The organism is Micromonospora rubida, assembly GCF_009908295.1.
In the GTDB taxonomy this organism is placed as follows: Bacteria; Actinomycetota; Actinomycetes; order Mycobacteriales; family Micromonosporaceae; genus Micromonospora; species Micromonospora rubida.
Genome location: NZ_JAAALO010000006.1, coordinates 235,720 through 252,289, shown reverse-complemented (window position 1 = coordinate 252,289; position 16,570 = coordinate 235,720). Strand labels below are relative to the sequence as shown.

Below are 16,570 nucleotides of genomic sequence, written 5' to 3'. Positions count from 1 at the left end.
TGCGGATCTTGGAAGATTTGGGCCCCTCCAGGGGCCGGAATCTTCCAAGATCTCCGCCGAGCCGGGGGCGTGGTGAGTTTCCACAATCCGCGGATGCCGTGGGTGGAGCTGGAGCGGGTGCTCTCCGGGCGATCCGGCGACGGTACGGCGGGCGGTACGGCGGGCGGGCGGCACCTGCACGTGGTGGACCCGCTCGCCGTCGACGCCGACGGGGGCGACGGGCCGGCCTGGGGCCGCCGCCGGGAGCCGTACCGGCCGCCGGAGCTGTCCCGCCCCGGCGGCGCGGTGCCCTACGCCGAGTTGCACGCGCACAGCAACTTCAGCTTCCTGGACGGGGCCAGCCACCCCGAGGAACTGGCCGAGGAGGCGGCCCGGCTCGGGCTCACCGCGCTCGCCGTCACCGACCACGACGGCTTCTACGGCGTGGTCCGCTTCGCCGAGTCGGCCCGTACGCTGGGGCTGCCCACGGTGATCGGCGCGGAGCTGTCGCTGGGCCTGCCCGGCCCGCAGAACGGCGAGGCCGACCCGCGCGGCACCCACCTGCTCGCCCTGGCCCACGGCCCCGAGGGGTACGCCCGGCTGGCCCGCACCATCGCCCGCGCCCAGCTACGCGGCGGGGAGAAGGGCCGCCCGGACTACGGCGAGTTGGAGGAGGTCGCCGCCGAGCTGCGCGACCACGTGCTGGTGCTCACCGGCTGCCGCAAGGGGCACGTGCCGGCGGCCCTGCTCACCGAGGGCGTCGACGCGGCGGCCCGGGAGCTGGACCGGCTGACCGCGCTGTTCGGGGCGGCCACGGTGGCGGTGGAGCTGACCGACCACGGCCATCCGGTCGACGCCGACCGCAACGACGCCCTCGCCGAGCTGGCCGTTGCGGCGGGGCTGCCCACGGTGGCCACGAACAACGTGCACTACGCCACGCCGGGCCGACGCCGGCTGGCCACCACCCTGGCCGCGGTGCGGGCCCGGCGCAGCCTGGACGAGATCGACGGCTGGCTGCCCGCCGCGTCCACCGCGCACCTGCGCAGCGGGGAGGAGATGGCGGCCCGGTTCGCCGCGTACCCGGGTGCGGTGGCCCGGGCCGCCGAGTTCGGCGCGGAGCTGGCGTTCGACCTCCAGCTCGTGGCGCCCCGGCTGCCGGCGTACCCGGTGCCGCCGGGGCACACCGAGATGACCTGGCTGCGCCACCTGACGGAGCGGGGGGCCCAGGAGCGGTACGGCCCCCGCGAGGCGCACCCGGACGCGTACCGGCAGCTCGACCACGAGCTGCGGATGATCGAGGAGCTGGGCTTCCCCGGCTACTTCCTGGTGGTGTACGACATCGTCGCGTTCTGCCGCCAGCAGGACATCTACTGCCAGGGTCGGGGGTCGGCGGCGAACTCGGCGGTCTGCTACGCGCTGCGGATCACCAACGTGGACGCCGTCCGGCACCGGCTGCTCTTCGAGCGCTTCCTCGCCCCGGAGCGCGACGGCCCACCCGACATCGACGTCGACATCGAGTCCGACCGCCGGGAGGAGGTGATCCAGCACGTCTACGCCCGGTACGGCCGGGAGCACACCGCCCAGGTCGCCAACGTCATCTCGTACCGGCCCCGGTCGGCGGTGCGGGACGTGGCGAAGGCGTTCGGCTTCTCGCCCGGCCAGCAGGACGCCTGGAGCAAACAGATCGACCGCTGGGGCTCCGTCGCGTCGGTCGACGTGGAGGGCATCCCGGAGCAGGTCGTCGCGTACGCCGACGAGTTGCAGACGTTCCCCCGGCACCTGGGCATCCACTCCGGCGGGATGGTCATCTGCGACCGGCCGGTGATCGAGGTCTGCCCGGTGGAGTGGGGCCGGATGCCCGGCCGCAGCGTGCTCCAGTGGGACAAGGACGACTGCGCGGCCGTCGGCCTGGTCAAGTTCGACCTGCTCGGCCTCGGCATGCTCTCCGCCCTGCACTACGGCTACGACATGATCGGCGAGACCCTCGACCTGGGCGACATGACGCTGGACGACCCCGAGGTGTACGACATGCTCTGCCGGGCCGACTCGGTCGGGGTGTTCCAGGTGGAGAGCCGCGCCCAGATGGCCACCCTGCCCCGGCTCAAGCCCCGCGAGTTCTACGACCTGGTGGTGGAGGTGGCGCTGATCCGTCCCGGCCCGATCCAGGGCGGCTCGGTGCACCCGTACATCCGGCGCAAGAACGGCCAGGAGCCGGTGACGTTCGCCCATCCGCTGATGCGCAACGCGCTGGAGAAGACCCTCGGCGTGCCGCTGTTCCAGGAGCAGCTCATGCAGCTCGCCATCGACCTGGCCGGCTTCGACGCGGCCGGGGCCGACCAGCTCCGCCGGGCGATGGGGGCCAAGCGCTCGGTGGAGCGGATGGCGCAGATCGCCGACCGGCTCTACGCCGGGATGGCCGAGCGGGGCATCGCCGGGGAGCTGGCCGACGACGTCTACCGCAAGCTCACCGCGTTCGCCAGCTACGGCTTCCCGGAGAGCCACGCGATGAGCTTCGCCTACCTGGTGTACGCCAGCTCCTGGCTCAAGCGCTACCACCCGGGCCCGTTCCTGGCCGCCCTGCTCAACGCCCAGCCGATGGGCTTCTACTCGCCGCAGACCCTGGTCGACGACGCCCGCCGGCACGGGGTGGAGGTGCGCCGGCCGGACGTCAACGCCAGCGGCGCGAAGGCGGTGCTCGAATCCACCCCGACCACCCGGTGGGGCAGCGCCCCCGGGGAGCCCCCGCACGAGTGGGGGCTCGGCGGGCCGGCCGTCCGGCTCGGGCTGGGCGGCGTGCGTACCCTCGGCGACGGGGTGGCCGAGCGGATCGAGGCGGAGCGGGCGGCGCACGGGTCGTACCGGGACATGTCGGACCTGGCCCGGCGGGTGGGTCTCACCGCCGCGCAGCTGGAGGCGCTGGCCACCGCGGACGCCTTCGCCTGCTTCGGGCTGACCCGGCGGCAGGCGCTCTGGGCCGCCGGGGCGGCGGCCCAGGACCGGCCGGGCCGGCTGCCGGGCACGGTGACCGGCACGAGCGCCCCGACCCTGCCGGGGATGGAGGCGGTGGACCGCCTCGTCGCCGACGTGTGGGCGACCGGGCTGTCGCCGGAGAGCCACCCGGCCCGGTTCATCCGGGACCGCCTGGACGCCCTCGGCGCGGTGCCGATCGCCCGGCTCGGCCGGGTGGAGCCGGGTCGGCGGATCCGGGTCGGCGGGATCGTCACCCACCGGCAGCGGCCGGCCACCGCCGGCGGGGTCACCTTCCTCAACCTGGAGGACGAGACCGGGATGCTCAACGTCACCTGCTCGCCGGGGCTGTGGCAGCGCTACCGTCGGGTGGCGCGGACCAGCGCCGCCCTGGTGGTGCGCGGCCGGTTGCAGCGGCACGAGGGGGTGACCAGTCTCACCGCCGACCGGCTCGACCCGATCGAGCCGCCGGTCGCCCCGGCCTCCCGCGACTTCCGGTGATCGACGTTACAGTGTGGCGGGCGATCGCGAGGGAGACTTGCTGATCGCGCGCGGGCAGAGTCGCCCGGGTTCCATGAGGGGGTAAGAGCAAGTGGCGGGTAACGACACTTACAACGGTGCGGTGGCGAACGTCCGACGCACCCGGCTCGATGCTGGTTGGGTCGCGGCGCACACCACCGAGATTCGCGAGTACTCGGTGACCGACGGCCCGGTGGCCAACGCCCGCCGGTCCCGTGCCGAGGAGGACCCGGCCGGCGGCGGCGAGTCCTGACCCACCCTGGTCGGGAGCCCGCCCGGCTCCACCGGTCGCCGATCCCCGGCCACCGGATGCGCCGGGCGGCTGGACCAGGTGACTAGGCTCGACCGTGTGGAGCAGACCCGTGGCCGGCTCACCGGCCCGCCGTTGACCCCCCGTACCGCCGTCATCTGGTCCGTGCTCCGGGCCGAGCTGGACCGCCGCGCCGATGACCTGCTCACCGTCCTCGACGTCGGCGGCGGCACCGGCGGGTTCGCCGTGCCGCTGGCCCAGGCCGGGCACCGGGTCACCGTGGTCGACGCCAGCCCCGACGCGCTGGCCGCGCTGACCCGGCGGGCCGCCGAGGCCGGCGTCGCCGACCGGGTATGCGCCGTGCAGGGCGACGGCGACGCGCTCGCCGGGCTGGTCGAGCCGGCGAGCGTCGACCTGGTGCTCTGCCACTCGGTGCTGGAGGTGGTCGACGACCCCGCGCCGGTGGTGGCCGCGTTGGTGGCCGCGCTGCGCCCGGGCGGTGCCGCCAGCGTCCTGGTCGCCGGGCAGGCCGCCGCGGTGCTGGGCCGGGCGATGAACGGCCACCTCGACCTGGCCGCCACCGTGGCCGCCGACCCGGCCGGGGCCGCCGGCCCCCGGGACACCCTGCTCCGGCGCTACGACGCCGACCGCGCCGCGGCGCTGCTCACCGACGGGGGTCTCGCGGTCGAGGAGATCCACGGGGTACGCGTCCTGGCCGACCTGCTCCCCGCCGCCGTCGCGGACGGCCAGCCGGCCGCCCTGGTCGAGCTGGAGCGGGCCCTGGCCTCCCGGCCGCCGTACCGGGACCTCGCCGCCCAGCTGCACCTGTTCGCCCGCCGCCCGGCGTGACCGGGCCCGTGTCGCCCCCGCCCGGCGATCCGTCGGTCGGGCCGGTGTTCCCGGTCGCGCCGGACCGCCCGGCGCCGGGGCCGGACTTCCCGGTCGCGCCGCTGGAGCCGGTCGCGCCCCGGTACGGCGGCGGCAGCCTGGCCGACGTGCTGCCCAGCGCGCTGGCGGTGCTCGGCGTGCCAGGGGCTGCGGACCTGCTCGGGCTGGCCCCCCGGCTGGCCGGGGTGCGGCGGGTAGCCGTGCTGCTGGTCGACGGGCTCGGCTGGTACCAGATCCCCACCGCCGCCCCGTACGCCCCGACCCTGGCCGGGTTGGCAGCGACCGTCGGCCGCCCGCTCACCTGCGGTTTCCCGTCCACCACCCCGACCAGCCTGGTGACTCTGGGCACCGGCGTGGCCCCCGGCGCGCACGGGGTGCTCGGCTTCAAGGTCCGGGTGCCCGGCACCGACCGGGTGCTCAGCCACATCGAGTGGGCCGGCGACCCGGAGCCGTTGCGCTGGCAGCCCGTCGCCACCCAGCTCGAACGGGCCCGCGCCGCCGGGGTCGCGGTGACCGTGGTGAGCCGCCCCGAGCACGCCGGCAGCGGCCTCACCCTGGCCGCCAACCGGGGCGGCGACTACCGGGGCGCCGCTGACGCCGACGCGCTCGCCGCCGCGATGCTCACCGCGCTGGCCGCCGGTACCGGGCCGACCCTGGTCTCCGGATACCACCCCGACCTGGACCGGCACGGCCATCTCAGCGGGGTGGACTCCGCGCCGTGGCGGGTCGCCGCCACCGTGGTGGACGGGCTGCTCGCCCGGCTGGTCGACGGCCTCCCGAAGGACGCCGCGCTGCTGGTCACCGCCGACCACGGCCAGCTCGACGTGCCGGTGGCGGACCGGGTCGACTTCGACGCCGACCCCGGGCTGCGGGCCGGGGTGCGGGTGCTGGCCGGCGAACCCCGGGTCCGTTACCTGCACGTCGAGCCCGGCGCGGCCGACGACGTGGTGGCGGCCTGGTCGGCGGTGCTCGGCGACGCGGCCCGGGTGCTGCACCGGGGCGAGGCGGTGGCCACCGGCTGGTTCGGCCCGGTGCCGGAGGAGCACCTGCGCCGGGTCGGCGACGTGGTGGTGGTCTGCCGGGGCACGTCCGCGGTGGTGGCCACCCGGTCGGAGCAGCCGATCGAGTCGCGCCTGGTGGCGTACCACGGGGCGGACACGGCCGCCGAGATGACCATCCCGCTGCTGGTGGTCCGCGGCTGAGCCGCCGTGCGGTCCCCGGGGCGTCGTACCCGGGGGCTAGCCTGCGGGGATGGGCCGCAGTCAGTCGTTGCCGCGCGGGGGCGACCCGCGCTTCGGGCCCGATGGCGACGACTCCGGCTGCCCGATCCTGCACGTCGACATGGACGCCTTCTTCGCCTCGGTCGAGGTGCGCCGCCGCCCCGAGTTGCGCGGCCGGCCCGTCGTGGTCGGCGGGGTCGGGCCGCGCGGCGTGGTCAGCTCCGCCAGCTACGAGGCCCGACGGTACGGCGTACGCAGCGCCATGCCCACCGGGCGGGCCCGGGCGCTCTGCCCACACGCGGTCTACCTGCCGCCCGACTTCGCGCAGTACACGGCGGCCTCCCAGGCGGTCATGCAGATCTTCCGGGACGTCACCCCGCTGGTCGAGCCGCTCTCGCTCGACGAGGCGTTCCTCGACGTGGCCGGCGCCCGCCGGCTCTTCGGCGCACCGGCCGGGATAGCCCGGCGCATCCGCGCCCGGGTCGAGCGGGAGCAGGGGCTGACCTGCTCGGTGGGGGTGGCGCCGAGCAAGTTCGTGGCGAAGCTCGGCTCCACCCGCGCCAAACCCGACGGGCTGCTGGTGGTGCCCGCCGACCGGGTGCTCGACTTCCTGCACCCGCTGCCGGTCTCCGCGCTCTGGGGGGTGGGGGAGCGGTCCACCGAGACGCTGCGCCGGCTCGGGCTGGCCACCGTCGGTGACCTGGCCGAGGCGCCGTTCGGCATGCTCCGCAAGGCGGTCGGGGCGGCCGCCGCCAGCCACCTGCACGAGCTGGCCTGGGGGCGGGACCCACGCCGGGTCAGCCCGGAGCAGGTGGAGAAGTCGATCGGCGCCGAGGTGACCTTCGACGTCGACGTCGGCGACCCGCTGGAGATCCGCCGGTCGCTGCTCGCCCTCGCCGAGAAGGTGGGCGTCCGGCTGCGCCGGGCCGGTCAGGTCGGCCGGACGGTGTCGATCAAGGTGCGGATGGCCGACTTCCGCACGGTCAACCGCTCCCGCACCCTCGGTGTCCCCACCGATACCGCCCGGGAGATCTTCGACACGGCATGGGCGCTCTACACCGTTCTCGACCCTGGCGAGCGGATCCGCCTCGTCGGGGTGCGGCTGGAGGGCCTCGCGCCGGCGGAGCAGACCCCGCAGCAGCTCACCCTCGGCGCCCCCGAGCGCGGCTGGCGGGAGGCGGAGGCCGCCGCGGACGCCGCAGCTGCCCGTTTCGGGCGGTCCGTCATAGGTCCGGCGAGTCTGCTCGGTCGTCGCGACCGAGGGCGAAATGAAAATCCACCCCGCCCATAGGTCGTCCCGCTTTCCGACGCGCGACCCCCCTCGTAGACTTGGCGGTAAGCAGCCGGTCGGCTGCCACGGTCTGTCGGCCCGCCCGGGCCGACCTACGTGACCGGGGAGGAGTGCCGTGCCGCTCTCGGAGCACGAGCAGCGGCTGTTCGATCAGATCGAGCGGTCGCTTGCCGAGGACCCCAAATTCGCCTCGGCCGTGCGTGCCAGCGATCCGCGCTTCCATGCGCGGCGTCGCCTGCTTGTCGCTGCCGGCGCGATCATCGTTGGGCTGGCCCTGCTGGTCTACGGTGCGGTGATCAAGACTCCACCGCTCGCGGTGGCGGGGTTCGTCATCATGTTGGGTTCGGCGGCGTACGCGGTGCAGTCGCACCGGCGGGCGCAGTCCCCCGACCTGCACGTGGTCGGCGGGACGACCAGTCGGCGCCGTCCGCGTGGGCGGTCAGGCCGGCGGTCGTCGTTCCTGGACCGGATGGAGGACCGGTGGCGGCAGCGCCCGGAGGGGCACCGCTGACCCGGCCCCTCCGCTGATTCCCGGTCCCGCCGACCCGGCGGGACCGCGCTGAGTTCGGCCTGTCCGACGACGGGCCGCTGTTGCGTGTCCACGCCGATGCCGCGCGGGCCTTCTCGGCTGCCGAGGGGCGGCCGGCTTCCTTCTGTGCCGCCGCTGTCCTTCTGTGTCGCCCCTTGATCGTCTGCGAGTCACCGGCACGACACGCCGGGCGGGATGCCGGCACGCGACAGACGATCTCCGTGACTGACCGTCGGGCACCATCGGCGGCGGCGAGCCTCGACGTCCTGCGCCTGGCCGACGAGATGGGAGTGGTGGTCTGCTGCCCGGTGGGTCAGCGGCTGCTGCGGGAGGCCAGCAGGCGGCGGGGGTTCCAGCGCAACAACCGGTACCGGGCGGCGCCGGTGGTGGCCACCACCCGCGAGGACGTGTCGCTCACCGCCGTCCGCCAGCGCAGCAGCACCGACGGGGGCAACACGGTGGCGAGCAGCCTGGTCCGCTGGCCGGCCCGGACGGCGAGCACGCCGCGGACGCTGCGCAGGGCCGGAGTCAGGTCCTCACCGGCGAGCGGGTCCCGGGCGTAGCGGGCCCGCTCCTCGGCACGCCCGAGCAGCCGCGCCGCCGCGGCGGCGGAGGCGTCCTCCGTCAGCGCGTCGGTGGCCAGGCGTTCGGCCGTCGCCCGGGGGGTCTCCGTCGGGTCCACCCGGACCCGGTAGTCGACCAGGGTGTCGAGCAGCTCGTCCCAGGCCGCGTGCGCGTCCGCCCGGGCCCGGGCGGGGTCCACCCCGACCACGATCGTCCGCTCGACGCCGTCCCGGCCGGTGCCGGCGTCCACCATGGTCGCCTTCGGGGCCGCCGCCACCCGGGTGCCCCGGCGTCGACGCAGCGCCGCCCGGCGCAGTGCCGGCACCGCGAGCAGAATGAGCAGGAGCAGCACGCCCGCCGTCCACCAGGGCCAGACCGGGGCCTGCCGGGTGGGGCCGCCGGCCCCGATGGCCAGCCCGGCGTCGGTATCCCGGTCGGCGGGGTCCGGGCCGTCGGCCTCCGGCGAGGGGCCGTTCTCGCCCGGGGCGCTCGACGTGCCGGGGTCGGGGGCGACGGACTCCGGGGCGTCGGTGTCCGGGGCCCACGCCGAGCGGGTCGACCCCTGCACCCCGCCCGCCGGGGTGGCGTCGAAGGGCACCCAGCCCATCCCGTCGAAGTAGACCTCCGTCCAGGCGTGCAGGTTCCGGTTGGTCAGCACGTACCCCTCGCCGGTGCGGCCGGTGCCGTTGGTGAAGCCGAGCGCCACCCGGGCCGGGATGCCGGCCGCCCGGACCAGCCACGCCATCGCCGCCGCGTACTGCTGGCAGAAGCCGGCCTTGTTGTTGAGGAAGTCGACGATGTCCTGCCCGCTGGTGCCGCCCTTGGTGGTCAGGCTGTAGGTGAAGCCGTTGTCCGAGGAGAAGTAGTCGTAGATCGCCCGCACCTTGTCGTAGTCGGTGCGCTTGCCCTGGATGAGTTCGGAGACGAGGGTGTCCACCTGCGGCACCGGCGGGGTCTCGGTCTGCTGGACCCGGACGGGGTGGTCGGCCGGCAGCGAGGGGGCACGGCGCAGCGCCGTCGTGCTGTACGTCGACCGGATGTAGTCGAACGAGTAGCGCTTGTCGCGGGAGTTGTCCCGGTTGGAGAAGATCACCTGGAGGGCCGAGTCGTACAGCCAGTTGCCGCCCAGCTCCTCGGTTCGCACCGGCTCGCCGTAGACCGGCAGCAGGGGCATGGGGAAGTTCTTCGTCACCTCGACGGTGGCCCGGTGCTGCTGCTGTTCGACGCCCTCCCCGGCCCGCCTCGGGTCGGGCAGCCCTCGGGTAACCGGCCGGCCGGTCGGGTCGCCCATCCGGAAGCCGTCCGCCCGGAGCTTGTCCAAGACGCCGAAGCGCAGGTAGAACGGGCTCGGCTCGGTGGTGGTCACCTTCACCATCTCGACGACCTCGGACTGGTTGAGCTCGCCGCTCAGCGCGGCGAACAGGTCGACCTTGCTCGGGTTGCCGCCCTGGCCGGCGCGGCCGGTGCCGTTGCCCGCCCCGGAGCCGAGGGTGTCGAGCAGCCCGCCGGTCATCCCCGGCACGGCCAGCGGCAGCACCACCGCCAGCGCGACCCCCACCACGGCCAGCCGGCGGCCGGTGGCGGCCAGCGGGGACGACTCCCACACGTCGACGCCCCGGCCGTCACCGGTGAACCGGCGGCCGAACCGGCGCACCCGGTCGACGTTGTCGGCGACCAGCAGCCAGAGGTAGCCGGCGGCGCCGACCACGAACGGCACGGCGGGGACACTGTCGACGTACACCGCGACCGGCACCGAGTAGATGGCGAGCATCGGCAGGCCGGCCAGGGCCGGGCGGCGTAGCCCGACGACGAGCACGTCCACCACCACCGCCACCCCGCCGATGCCGAGCGCGCTGACGAACAGCAGCGGCTTGGCGTCGGGCACCTTGACCCCGTACGAGCGCATGTCCTGCGCGGACGCCCCGACCAACTCGCCGAAGTGGGCGAAGGTGGCCGGGGTGGGCACGAGCGCCACCAGCTCCCCGCCGCTGGGGAAGATCCAGGTCAGCGCGAGCACCAGCCCGGCGAGCATGCCCAGCACCTGCCCCCACAGCGGCGCCCGGATCAGCCGGGTCAACGCCGCCGCCCCGGCCACCACCGCGACCGCGATGACGGCCTGGATGAGCCAGGTCCAGCGTTCGAAGATGGCCGACAGTGGGGCCGCCGCGAGCAGGGTCGCTGCGGCGGCCACCAAGCCGAGGTTGCGGGTCGCGGTCACGGGACCACCCTTCCGGTGTGTGTCACGCCCGGCGTGCCGGGCCCCTCGCGTGCTCCCGCCCGGGGAGCGTCACCTCACGCCCCGGCCGGAGCGTCGGTTCGCCACTCCGGCCGGGGCGTCGGTTCGCCGCCCCGGCCGGAGCGTCGGTTCGCCGCCCCGGCCGGAGCGTCACTTCACGCCGCCCGCGACCGTCTCTGCCAGCGCCGCCCGCAGGGCGAACCCCTGCGAGCCCCGGCCGGCCTGCGGCCAGAGAGCCGGCAGCCGGGCCCCGTGGTCGACCCCGATCACCCGCCACCCGTTCCGCACCAGGGCGAGCGCGGCGGCGCCGTGCGCGTGGTCGGCCTCGGCCCGGGCCCGGGCCGGCAGGTTCAGCCAGGTGGAGCTGTTCAGCAGGAAGCCGACGCAGGTCGCGTTGTTGCCGCGCAGCCCGGCGAGCAGCTCGGCCTCGGCGGTGCTCAGCGAGCCGAACAGCGCGATGATCAGGCCGCCGTCGGCGCGCTGCCGGACCCGCTGCACCAGCGTGGTGATCTCGCCGCGCCCGTCGAGCCGAACCTCGGCGAGGTGGTCGAGGAGCACGCCGTCCCCGGCACCCTCGGTCGCGTCGACGTCCGCGCCGCCGCCGGTGACCAGGCGCAGCTTGTACCCGGCCTGGCGCAGGTGCACGGCGATGCTGGCCGCCGCGGAGACGGTCCACTCGAAGCTCGCCGTCGGCCCGTCGCCCTGGTGGCCGTACCCCCGGGTGTCCAGGACGACGGTGGCCCGGCTCTCCCAGGGCTGCTCCTCGCGGCGGACCATCAGCTCCCCGGTGCGGGCGGTCGACTTCCAGTGCACCCGGCGCAGGTCGTCGCCCACCCGGTACTCCCGGGTCGCCGCGTCGTCCTCGCCGTGCACCGCCACCGAGCGGGCCCGGCTGTCGCCGCTGCCCGCGTACTCGCCGGGGAGCCGGACCGAGGGCAGGGCCGTGACCTGCGGGATCACCGTGAGGTGGTCGGTGCCGGGGAAGGCCCGGCTCAGCTCGCACAGCCCGAACGGGTCGGTCAACCGGACCACCAGGGGGCCCAGCCCGTACCGGCCGCGCACGTCCGCGCGGACGGTGTACGCCACCGAGCTGGCCTGGTGCGCGCCGAGCCGTTCCAGCACCACCCGGGGCCGGCTGCCCAGCGCGTACGGCAGCCGGTCCTCCAGCAGCAGGGTGCCGGTGGGCAGCCGGGACATGTTCTGCAACCGCAGCACCACCCGGGAGCTGGCCGCGACCGGCACCCGGTGTGGCTCCAGGGACCGGTTGCAGGCCAGCTTGTACCGGCTGCGCCCGACGTACGCGGCGGCGATCAGCGGCAGGACGGCCAGCAGCACCGCCACCCGCAGCAGGTCCTTCTCGCCGAGGATCGCGGCGGAGACGCCCGCGGCCAACGCCGCTGCCAGGAAGGAACGGCCGCGGGTGGTCAGGCCCCGGAGCCCGTCGCGCACGGTCACCGCCTCCGGGGCTCGTACGGGGCTCGGCCGTTGCCCTCGCCGCTGGGCCGGGTGTCGTACGGGGAGCGCTGGCGGTCGTGCGGCAGCGGGAGCCGGTGCACCAGCTCGGACACGATCGCGTCGGTGGTGCGCCGGGCGAGCTGGGCGTCGGCGGTCGGGATGATCCGGTGGGCGAGCACCGGCACCGCGAGCGCCTGGAGGTCGTCGGGCAGGACGTAGTCGCGGCCCTCCAGGGCGGCGACGGCCCGGGCGGTGCGCAGGAGCTGGAGAGTGGCCCGGGGGGACGCGCCCAGTCGCAGGTCGGGAGACTCCCGGGTGGCGGTGACCAGGTCGACCGCGTACTGCTTCACCGCGTCGGCGACGTGCACCTCGCGGACCGTGGCGATCAGCCGGCGGACCGTGTCGGCGTCGGAGACGGCCCCCAACTCCTGGAGCGGGTCGGCCGCGCCGTGCCCGTCCAGCATGGCCAGCTCGGCCGCCGGGTCCGGGTATCCCATGGCGATCCGGGCGGTGAACCGGTCCCGCTGCGCCTCGGGCAGCGGGTACGTCCCCTCCATCTCGATCGGGTTCTGGGTGGCGATCACCATGAACGGGGTCTGCAGCTGGTAGGTGACCCCGTCGACGGTGACCTGCCGCTCCTCCATGCATTCCAGCAGCGCGGACTGGGTCTTCGGCGACGCACGGTTGATCTCGTCGCCGACGACCAGGTTGGCGAAGACCGCCCCGGGCCGGAACTCGAAGTCGTGGGTCTCCTGGTTGTAGACGCTCACCCCGGTGACGTCGCTGGGCAGCAGGTCCGGCGTGAACTGGATGCGGCGTACCGAGCAGTCGATCGACCGGGCGAGGGACTTCGCCAGCTTGGTCTTACCGACGCCTGGGACGTCCTCGATGAGGAGGTGACCCTCGGCGAGCAGGACGGCGAGGGCGAGCCGCACTGTGGCGGTCTTGCCCTCGATGACCTGCTCGATGTTGGCCACGATGGCCTCGCTGGCGGCGCGGAACTCGTCGTGCGGTAGCAGACCGCCCACCTCGTCCCAGGTCTGTTGTGTCACGGGCCTCCTCCTCGTCGCCGGAACGGCAGCTCTGTACAGAGCACCTGGACCCGCCGTTGGGTTCGCAGCGGAAAGAATTCTCGTCTGCCGCAGAAATCTCACAGGCCCCTCAGGCTAACCATGTTTGTCGCGATAGCCGACCCCCGCAGGAACTCGGCCGGTTACGCCCCGAATATTCGCCGGACGGGGGAGTCCGCCCCGTCGGTGAACGGGCCGCGCCGGCGCTCCGCGTCGCGGTGCCGGGCGACGTGCGCGCCCGGCCCCGGCTCCGCGTCGCGGTGGCGGGCGACGTGCGCGCCCGGCCCGCGGGGTACACTCCCCGACATGGCCGGAGTCTTCCTGCTTCTTACCGGGCCGTGCTGATGCGCTGACGCGCGACAGCACGGCGGCCCCTCCTGCGCGAGGGGCTTTTTTGTGCCCTCCGCCGGTCGGGCCCCCTCCGGCGACGGGCGACACGGTCCCTGCCGCCGCGCGGCGGCGGGCGGGCGGAGCACTCCCCATTGACACATGACCGCGCCGAGCGAGGTCAGCACCCAGCCCGGCCGGGGCGTGGCCGGCGGCGACGAGCGAAGCGAGGAGACACCATGAGTGAGGCAGCACCGGCGGGCGACATCCCCCCGTACCGGTACACCGCGGCCCTGGCCGACGAGATCGAGCGGCGCTGGCAGGACACCTGGGAGCGGGAGGGCACCTTCCACGCCCCGAACCCGACCGGCCCGCTGGCCGACCCCGACCACCCACGGGCCGGCGCGGAGAAGCTGTACGTGCTGGACATGTTCCCGTACCCGTCGGGGGCGGGCCTGCACGTCGGGCACCCGCTGGGGTACATCGGGACCGACTGCTTCGCCCGGTACCAGCGGATGGCCGGCCGCAACGTGCTGCACGCGATGGGCTTCGACGCGTTCGGGCTGCCCGCCGAGCAGTACGCGGTGCAGACCGGCACCCACCCGCGCACCACCACCGAGGCGAACGTCGCCCGGTACAAGGAACAGCTGCGCCGGCTGGGAATGGCCCACGACGACCGCCGCTCGGTGGCGACCATCGACACCGACTTCTACCGCTGGACCCAGTGGATCTTCCTGCAGGTCTTCAACTCCTGGTACGACCAGGACGCGAAGAAGGCCCGCCCGGTCGCCGAGCTGATTGCCGAGTTCGCCGGCGGCACCCGGCCCACCCCCGACGGCCGCCCCTGGGCGGAGCTGACCGTCGCCGAGCAGCGGAAGATCGTCGACGACCACCGGCTGGCGTACGTCTCGGAGGCGCCGGTGAACTGGTGCCCGGGGCTGGGCACCGTGCTGGCCAACGAGGAGGTCACCGCCGACGGCCGCTCGGACCGGGGCAACTTCCCGGTGTTCAAGCGGAACCTGAAGCAGTGGATGATGCGGATCACCGCGTACGGCGACCGGCTGCTGGAGGACCTGGACACGCTGGACTGGCCCGAGCCGATCAAGCTGATGCAGCGCAACTGGATCGGCCGGTCGCAAGGGGCGCACATCGACTTCCCGACCGCCGTCGCGCCGGTGCGGGTGTTCACGACCCGGCCCGACACCGTCTTCGGGGCCACCTACATGGTGCTGGCCCCCGAGCACGAGCTGGTCGACGCGCTGGCGCCGGCAGCCTGGCCGGAGGGCACGAAGGACGCCTGGACCGGCGGGCACACCAGCCCCCGGGCGGCCGTCGAGGCGTACCGGAAGGCGGCGGCGGCCAAGACGGACCTGGAGCGGCAGTCCGACACGAAGGAGAAGACCGGCGTCTTCGTCGGCGCGTACGCCACGAACCCGGTCACCGGCGGGCAGGTCCCGATCTTCATCGCCGACTACGTGCTGGCCGGCTACGGCACCGGCGCGATCATGGCGGTGCCCGCGCAGGACGAGCGGGACTGGGCGTTCGCCGAGGTCTTCGACCTGCCGATCGTGCGCACCGTGCAGCCCGCCGACGGCTTCGACGGCAAGGCGTACACCGGGGACGGCCCGGCGGTCAACAGCGCCGCGCCCGATCGCGGCCTGGACCTGAACGGCCTGGGGGTCGCCGACGCCAAGGCGGCGATCATCGCCTGGCTGGAGGCGAACGGGCACGGCACGGGCGCGGTCACCTACCGGCTGCGCGACTGGCTGTTCTCCCGGCAGCGCTACTGGGGCGAGCCGTTCCCCATCGTGTACGACGAGACCGGGGCGACCATCGCGCTGCCGGAGGAGATGCTGCCGGTCGAGCTGCCGGAGGTGGACGACTTCTCCCCGAAGACGTTCGCCCCCGACGACGCCGCCAGCAACCCGGAGACCCCGCTGTCGCGCCGGCGCGACTGGGTCGAGGTGGAGCTGGACCTGGGTGACGGGCCGAAGCGGTACACCCGGGAGACCAACGTGATGCCGCAGTGGGCCGGCTCCTGCTGGTACGAGCTGCGCTACCTGGACCCGACCAACTCCGACCGGTTCGTCGACGCCGAGAACGAGCGGTACTGGATGGGCCCGCGCGCCGAGGGCGACTGCGGGGGCACCGACCTGTACGTCGGCGGCGCCGAGCACGCCGTGCTGCACCTGCTGTACGCGCGCTTCTGGCACAAGGTGCTGTACGACCTGGGCCACGTCTCGTCGTTCGAGCCGTACCGCAAGCTGTTCAACCAGGGCATGATCCAGGCGTACGCGTACGTCGACCCCCGGGGCTCCTACGTCCAGGCCGAGGAGGTCGTCGAGCGCGACGGCGCCTGGTTCCTGGGCGACGAGGAGGTGCGCCGCGAGTACGGCAAGATGGGCAAGTCGCTGAAGAACGTGGTCACCCCCGACGACATGTGCGCCGCGTACGGCGCGGACACCTTCCGGGTGTACGAGATGTCGATGGGCCCGCTGGAGGTGTCCCGCCCGTGGGAGACCCGGGCGGTCGTCGGGTCGTACCGGTTCCTGCAGCGGGTCTGGCGGGCCGTCGTCGACGAGCAGACCGGCGAGCTGCGGGTCACCGACGCCCCGGCCGACGAGGCCACCCGGCGGCTGCTGCACAAGGTGGTCGACGGGGTACGCGGCGACATGGAGGGGATCCGGTTCAACACCGCGATCGCCAAGCTGATCGAGCTGACCAACGCGCTGACCCGGCTGCCGGCCACCCCCCGCGAGGTGGCCGAGCCGCTGGTGCTGATGCTGGCCCCGTTCGCCCCGCACGTCGCCGAGGAGCTGTGGCGCCGGCTGGGCCACGACGCCTCGCTGGCGTACGCGGACTTCCCGGTCGCCGACGCAGGCCTGCTGGTCGCCGAGACGGTGACGTACCCGGTGCAGATCAACGGCAAGGTCCGCGGCCGGGTCGAGGTCGCCGCCGACGCGTCCGAGGACGACGTACGCGCGGCGGCCCTGGCGGCGGTCGAGTCCGCGCTGGCCGGCAAGGCCCCCCGCAAGGTCATCGTGATCAAGGACCGAATGGTCTCCGTCGTCGCCTGACCCCTCCCCACCCCGCCCCCTTCCCCCGCCCCCCCGTGGGGTGCGGGGAGGGGGAGGGGGGCGGCAAATTCACGGAAAGAGTGGCATCCACGCGTGGAATGGCCACTCTTTCCGTGAATTTGCGGGGGCGGGGGCGGGGTGCGGGGTGCGCGGGGTGGGGGTGCGGGGCGCGCAGGGTGGGGGTGCGGGGGGGCGTGC

General features: G+C 74.6%; 11 protein-coding genes. 7 read left to right on the top strand and 4 right to left on the bottom strand.

Features of this window, described 5'->3' with window-relative positions; all coding sequences use genetic code 11:
* The first annotated feature begins 72 nt into the window (after positions 1-72).
* From GVV04_RS22975 to GVV04_RS22950, 6 genes are all read left to right on the top strand, one after another.
* Positions 73-3,447, top strand: a complete 3,375-nt coding sequence (locus GVV04_RS22975) for an error-prone DNA polymerase (RefSeq protein WP_161690257.1) — start codon at positions 73-75, stop codon at positions 3,445-3,447.
* Between the two features lie 121 nt (positions 3,448-3,568).
* Positions 3,569-3,718, top strand: coding sequence for a hypothetical protein (locus GVV04_RS22970; protein WP_407938829.1), 150 nt, complete (start codon positions 3,569-3,571; stop codon positions 3,716-3,718).
* Positions 3,719-3,796: 78 nt separating this feature from the next.
* Entirely contained in the window at positions 3,797-4,564 is a 768-nt protein-coding gene (locus tag GVV04_RS22965; RefSeq protein ID WP_161690251.1) for a methyltransferase domain-containing protein, read from the top strand.
* Entirely contained in the window at positions 4,561-5,805 is a 1,245-nt protein-coding gene (locus GVV04_RS22960) for an alkaline phosphatase family protein (RefSeq protein WP_407938828.1), read from the top strand. Before GVV04_RS22965 ends, GVV04_RS22960 begins: the two co-directional genes overlap by 4 nt.
* A gap of 49 nt (positions 5,806-5,854) precedes the next feature.
* The gene (locus GVV04_RS22955; RefSeq protein ID WP_161690248.1) at positions 5,855-7,114 is read left to right on the top strand and encodes a DNA polymerase IV; all 1,260 of its coding nucleotides are present in this window, start codon (positions 5,855-5,857) and stop codon (positions 7,112-7,114) included.
* Between the two features lie 115 nt (positions 7,115-7,229).
* Positions 7,230-7,625, top strand: a complete 396-nt coding sequence (locus GVV04_RS22950; RefSeq protein WP_161690245.1) for a DUF3040 domain-containing protein — start codon at positions 7,230-7,232, stop codon at positions 7,623-7,625.
* Between the two features lie 331 nt (positions 7,626-7,956).
* On the opposite strand, the gene GVV04_RS22945 is transcribed toward GVV04_RS22950, so the two are convergent.
* From GVV04_RS22945 to GVV04_RS22930, 4 genes are all read right to left on the bottom strand, one after another.
* Positions 7,957-10,425, bottom strand: coding sequence for a transglutaminase family protein (locus tag GVV04_RS22945; RefSeq protein ID WP_161690242.1), 2,469 nt, complete (start codon positions 10,423-10,425; stop codon positions 7,957-7,959).
* A gap of 168 nt (positions 10,426-10,593) precedes the next feature.
* On the bottom strand, positions 10,594-11,892 hold the full coding sequence (locus tag GVV04_RS22940; protein WP_161690239.1) for a DUF58 domain-containing protein: 1,299 nt from the start codon (positions 11,890-11,892) through the stop codon (positions 10,594-10,596).
* 2 nt (positions 11,893-11,894) lie between these two features.
* A complete protein-coding gene (locus GVV04_RS22935) occupies positions 11,895-12,950 on the bottom strand; it encodes an AAA family ATPase (protein ID WP_161690236.1) in 1,056 nt (351 codons plus the stop codon).
* 161 nt (positions 12,951-13,111) lie between these two features.
* Complete coding sequence (locus GVV04_RS22930; protein ID WP_161690233.1) at positions 13,112-13,276, bottom strand: hypothetical protein; 165 nt, start codon at positions 13,274-13,276, stop codon at positions 13,112-13,114.
* Between the two features lie 258 nt (positions 13,277-13,534).
* On the opposite strand from GVV04_RS22930, the gene leuS reads away from it, so the two are divergent.
* Entirely contained in the window at positions 13,535-16,372 is a 2,838-nt protein-coding gene (leuS, locus tag GVV04_RS22925; protein WP_161690231.1) for a leucine--tRNA ligase, read from the top strand.
* Positions 16,373-16,570 lie beyond the last annotated feature (198 nt).

Excerpts from the sequence above, each read along its gene's own strand:
- GVV04_RS22955 (WP_161690248.1), top strand. The coding sequence starts at position 5,855 with ATGGGCCGCAGTCAGTCGTTGCCGCGCGGGGGCGACCCGCGCTTCGGG.
- GVV04_RS22930 (WP_161690233.1), bottom strand. The coding sequence starts at position 13,276 with ATGTCGGGGAGTGTACCCCGCGGGCCGGGCGCGCACGTCGCCCGCCAC.
- leuS (WP_161690231.1), top strand. The coding sequence starts at position 13,535 with ATGAGTGAGGCAGCACCGGCGGGCGACATCCCCCCGTACCGGTACACC.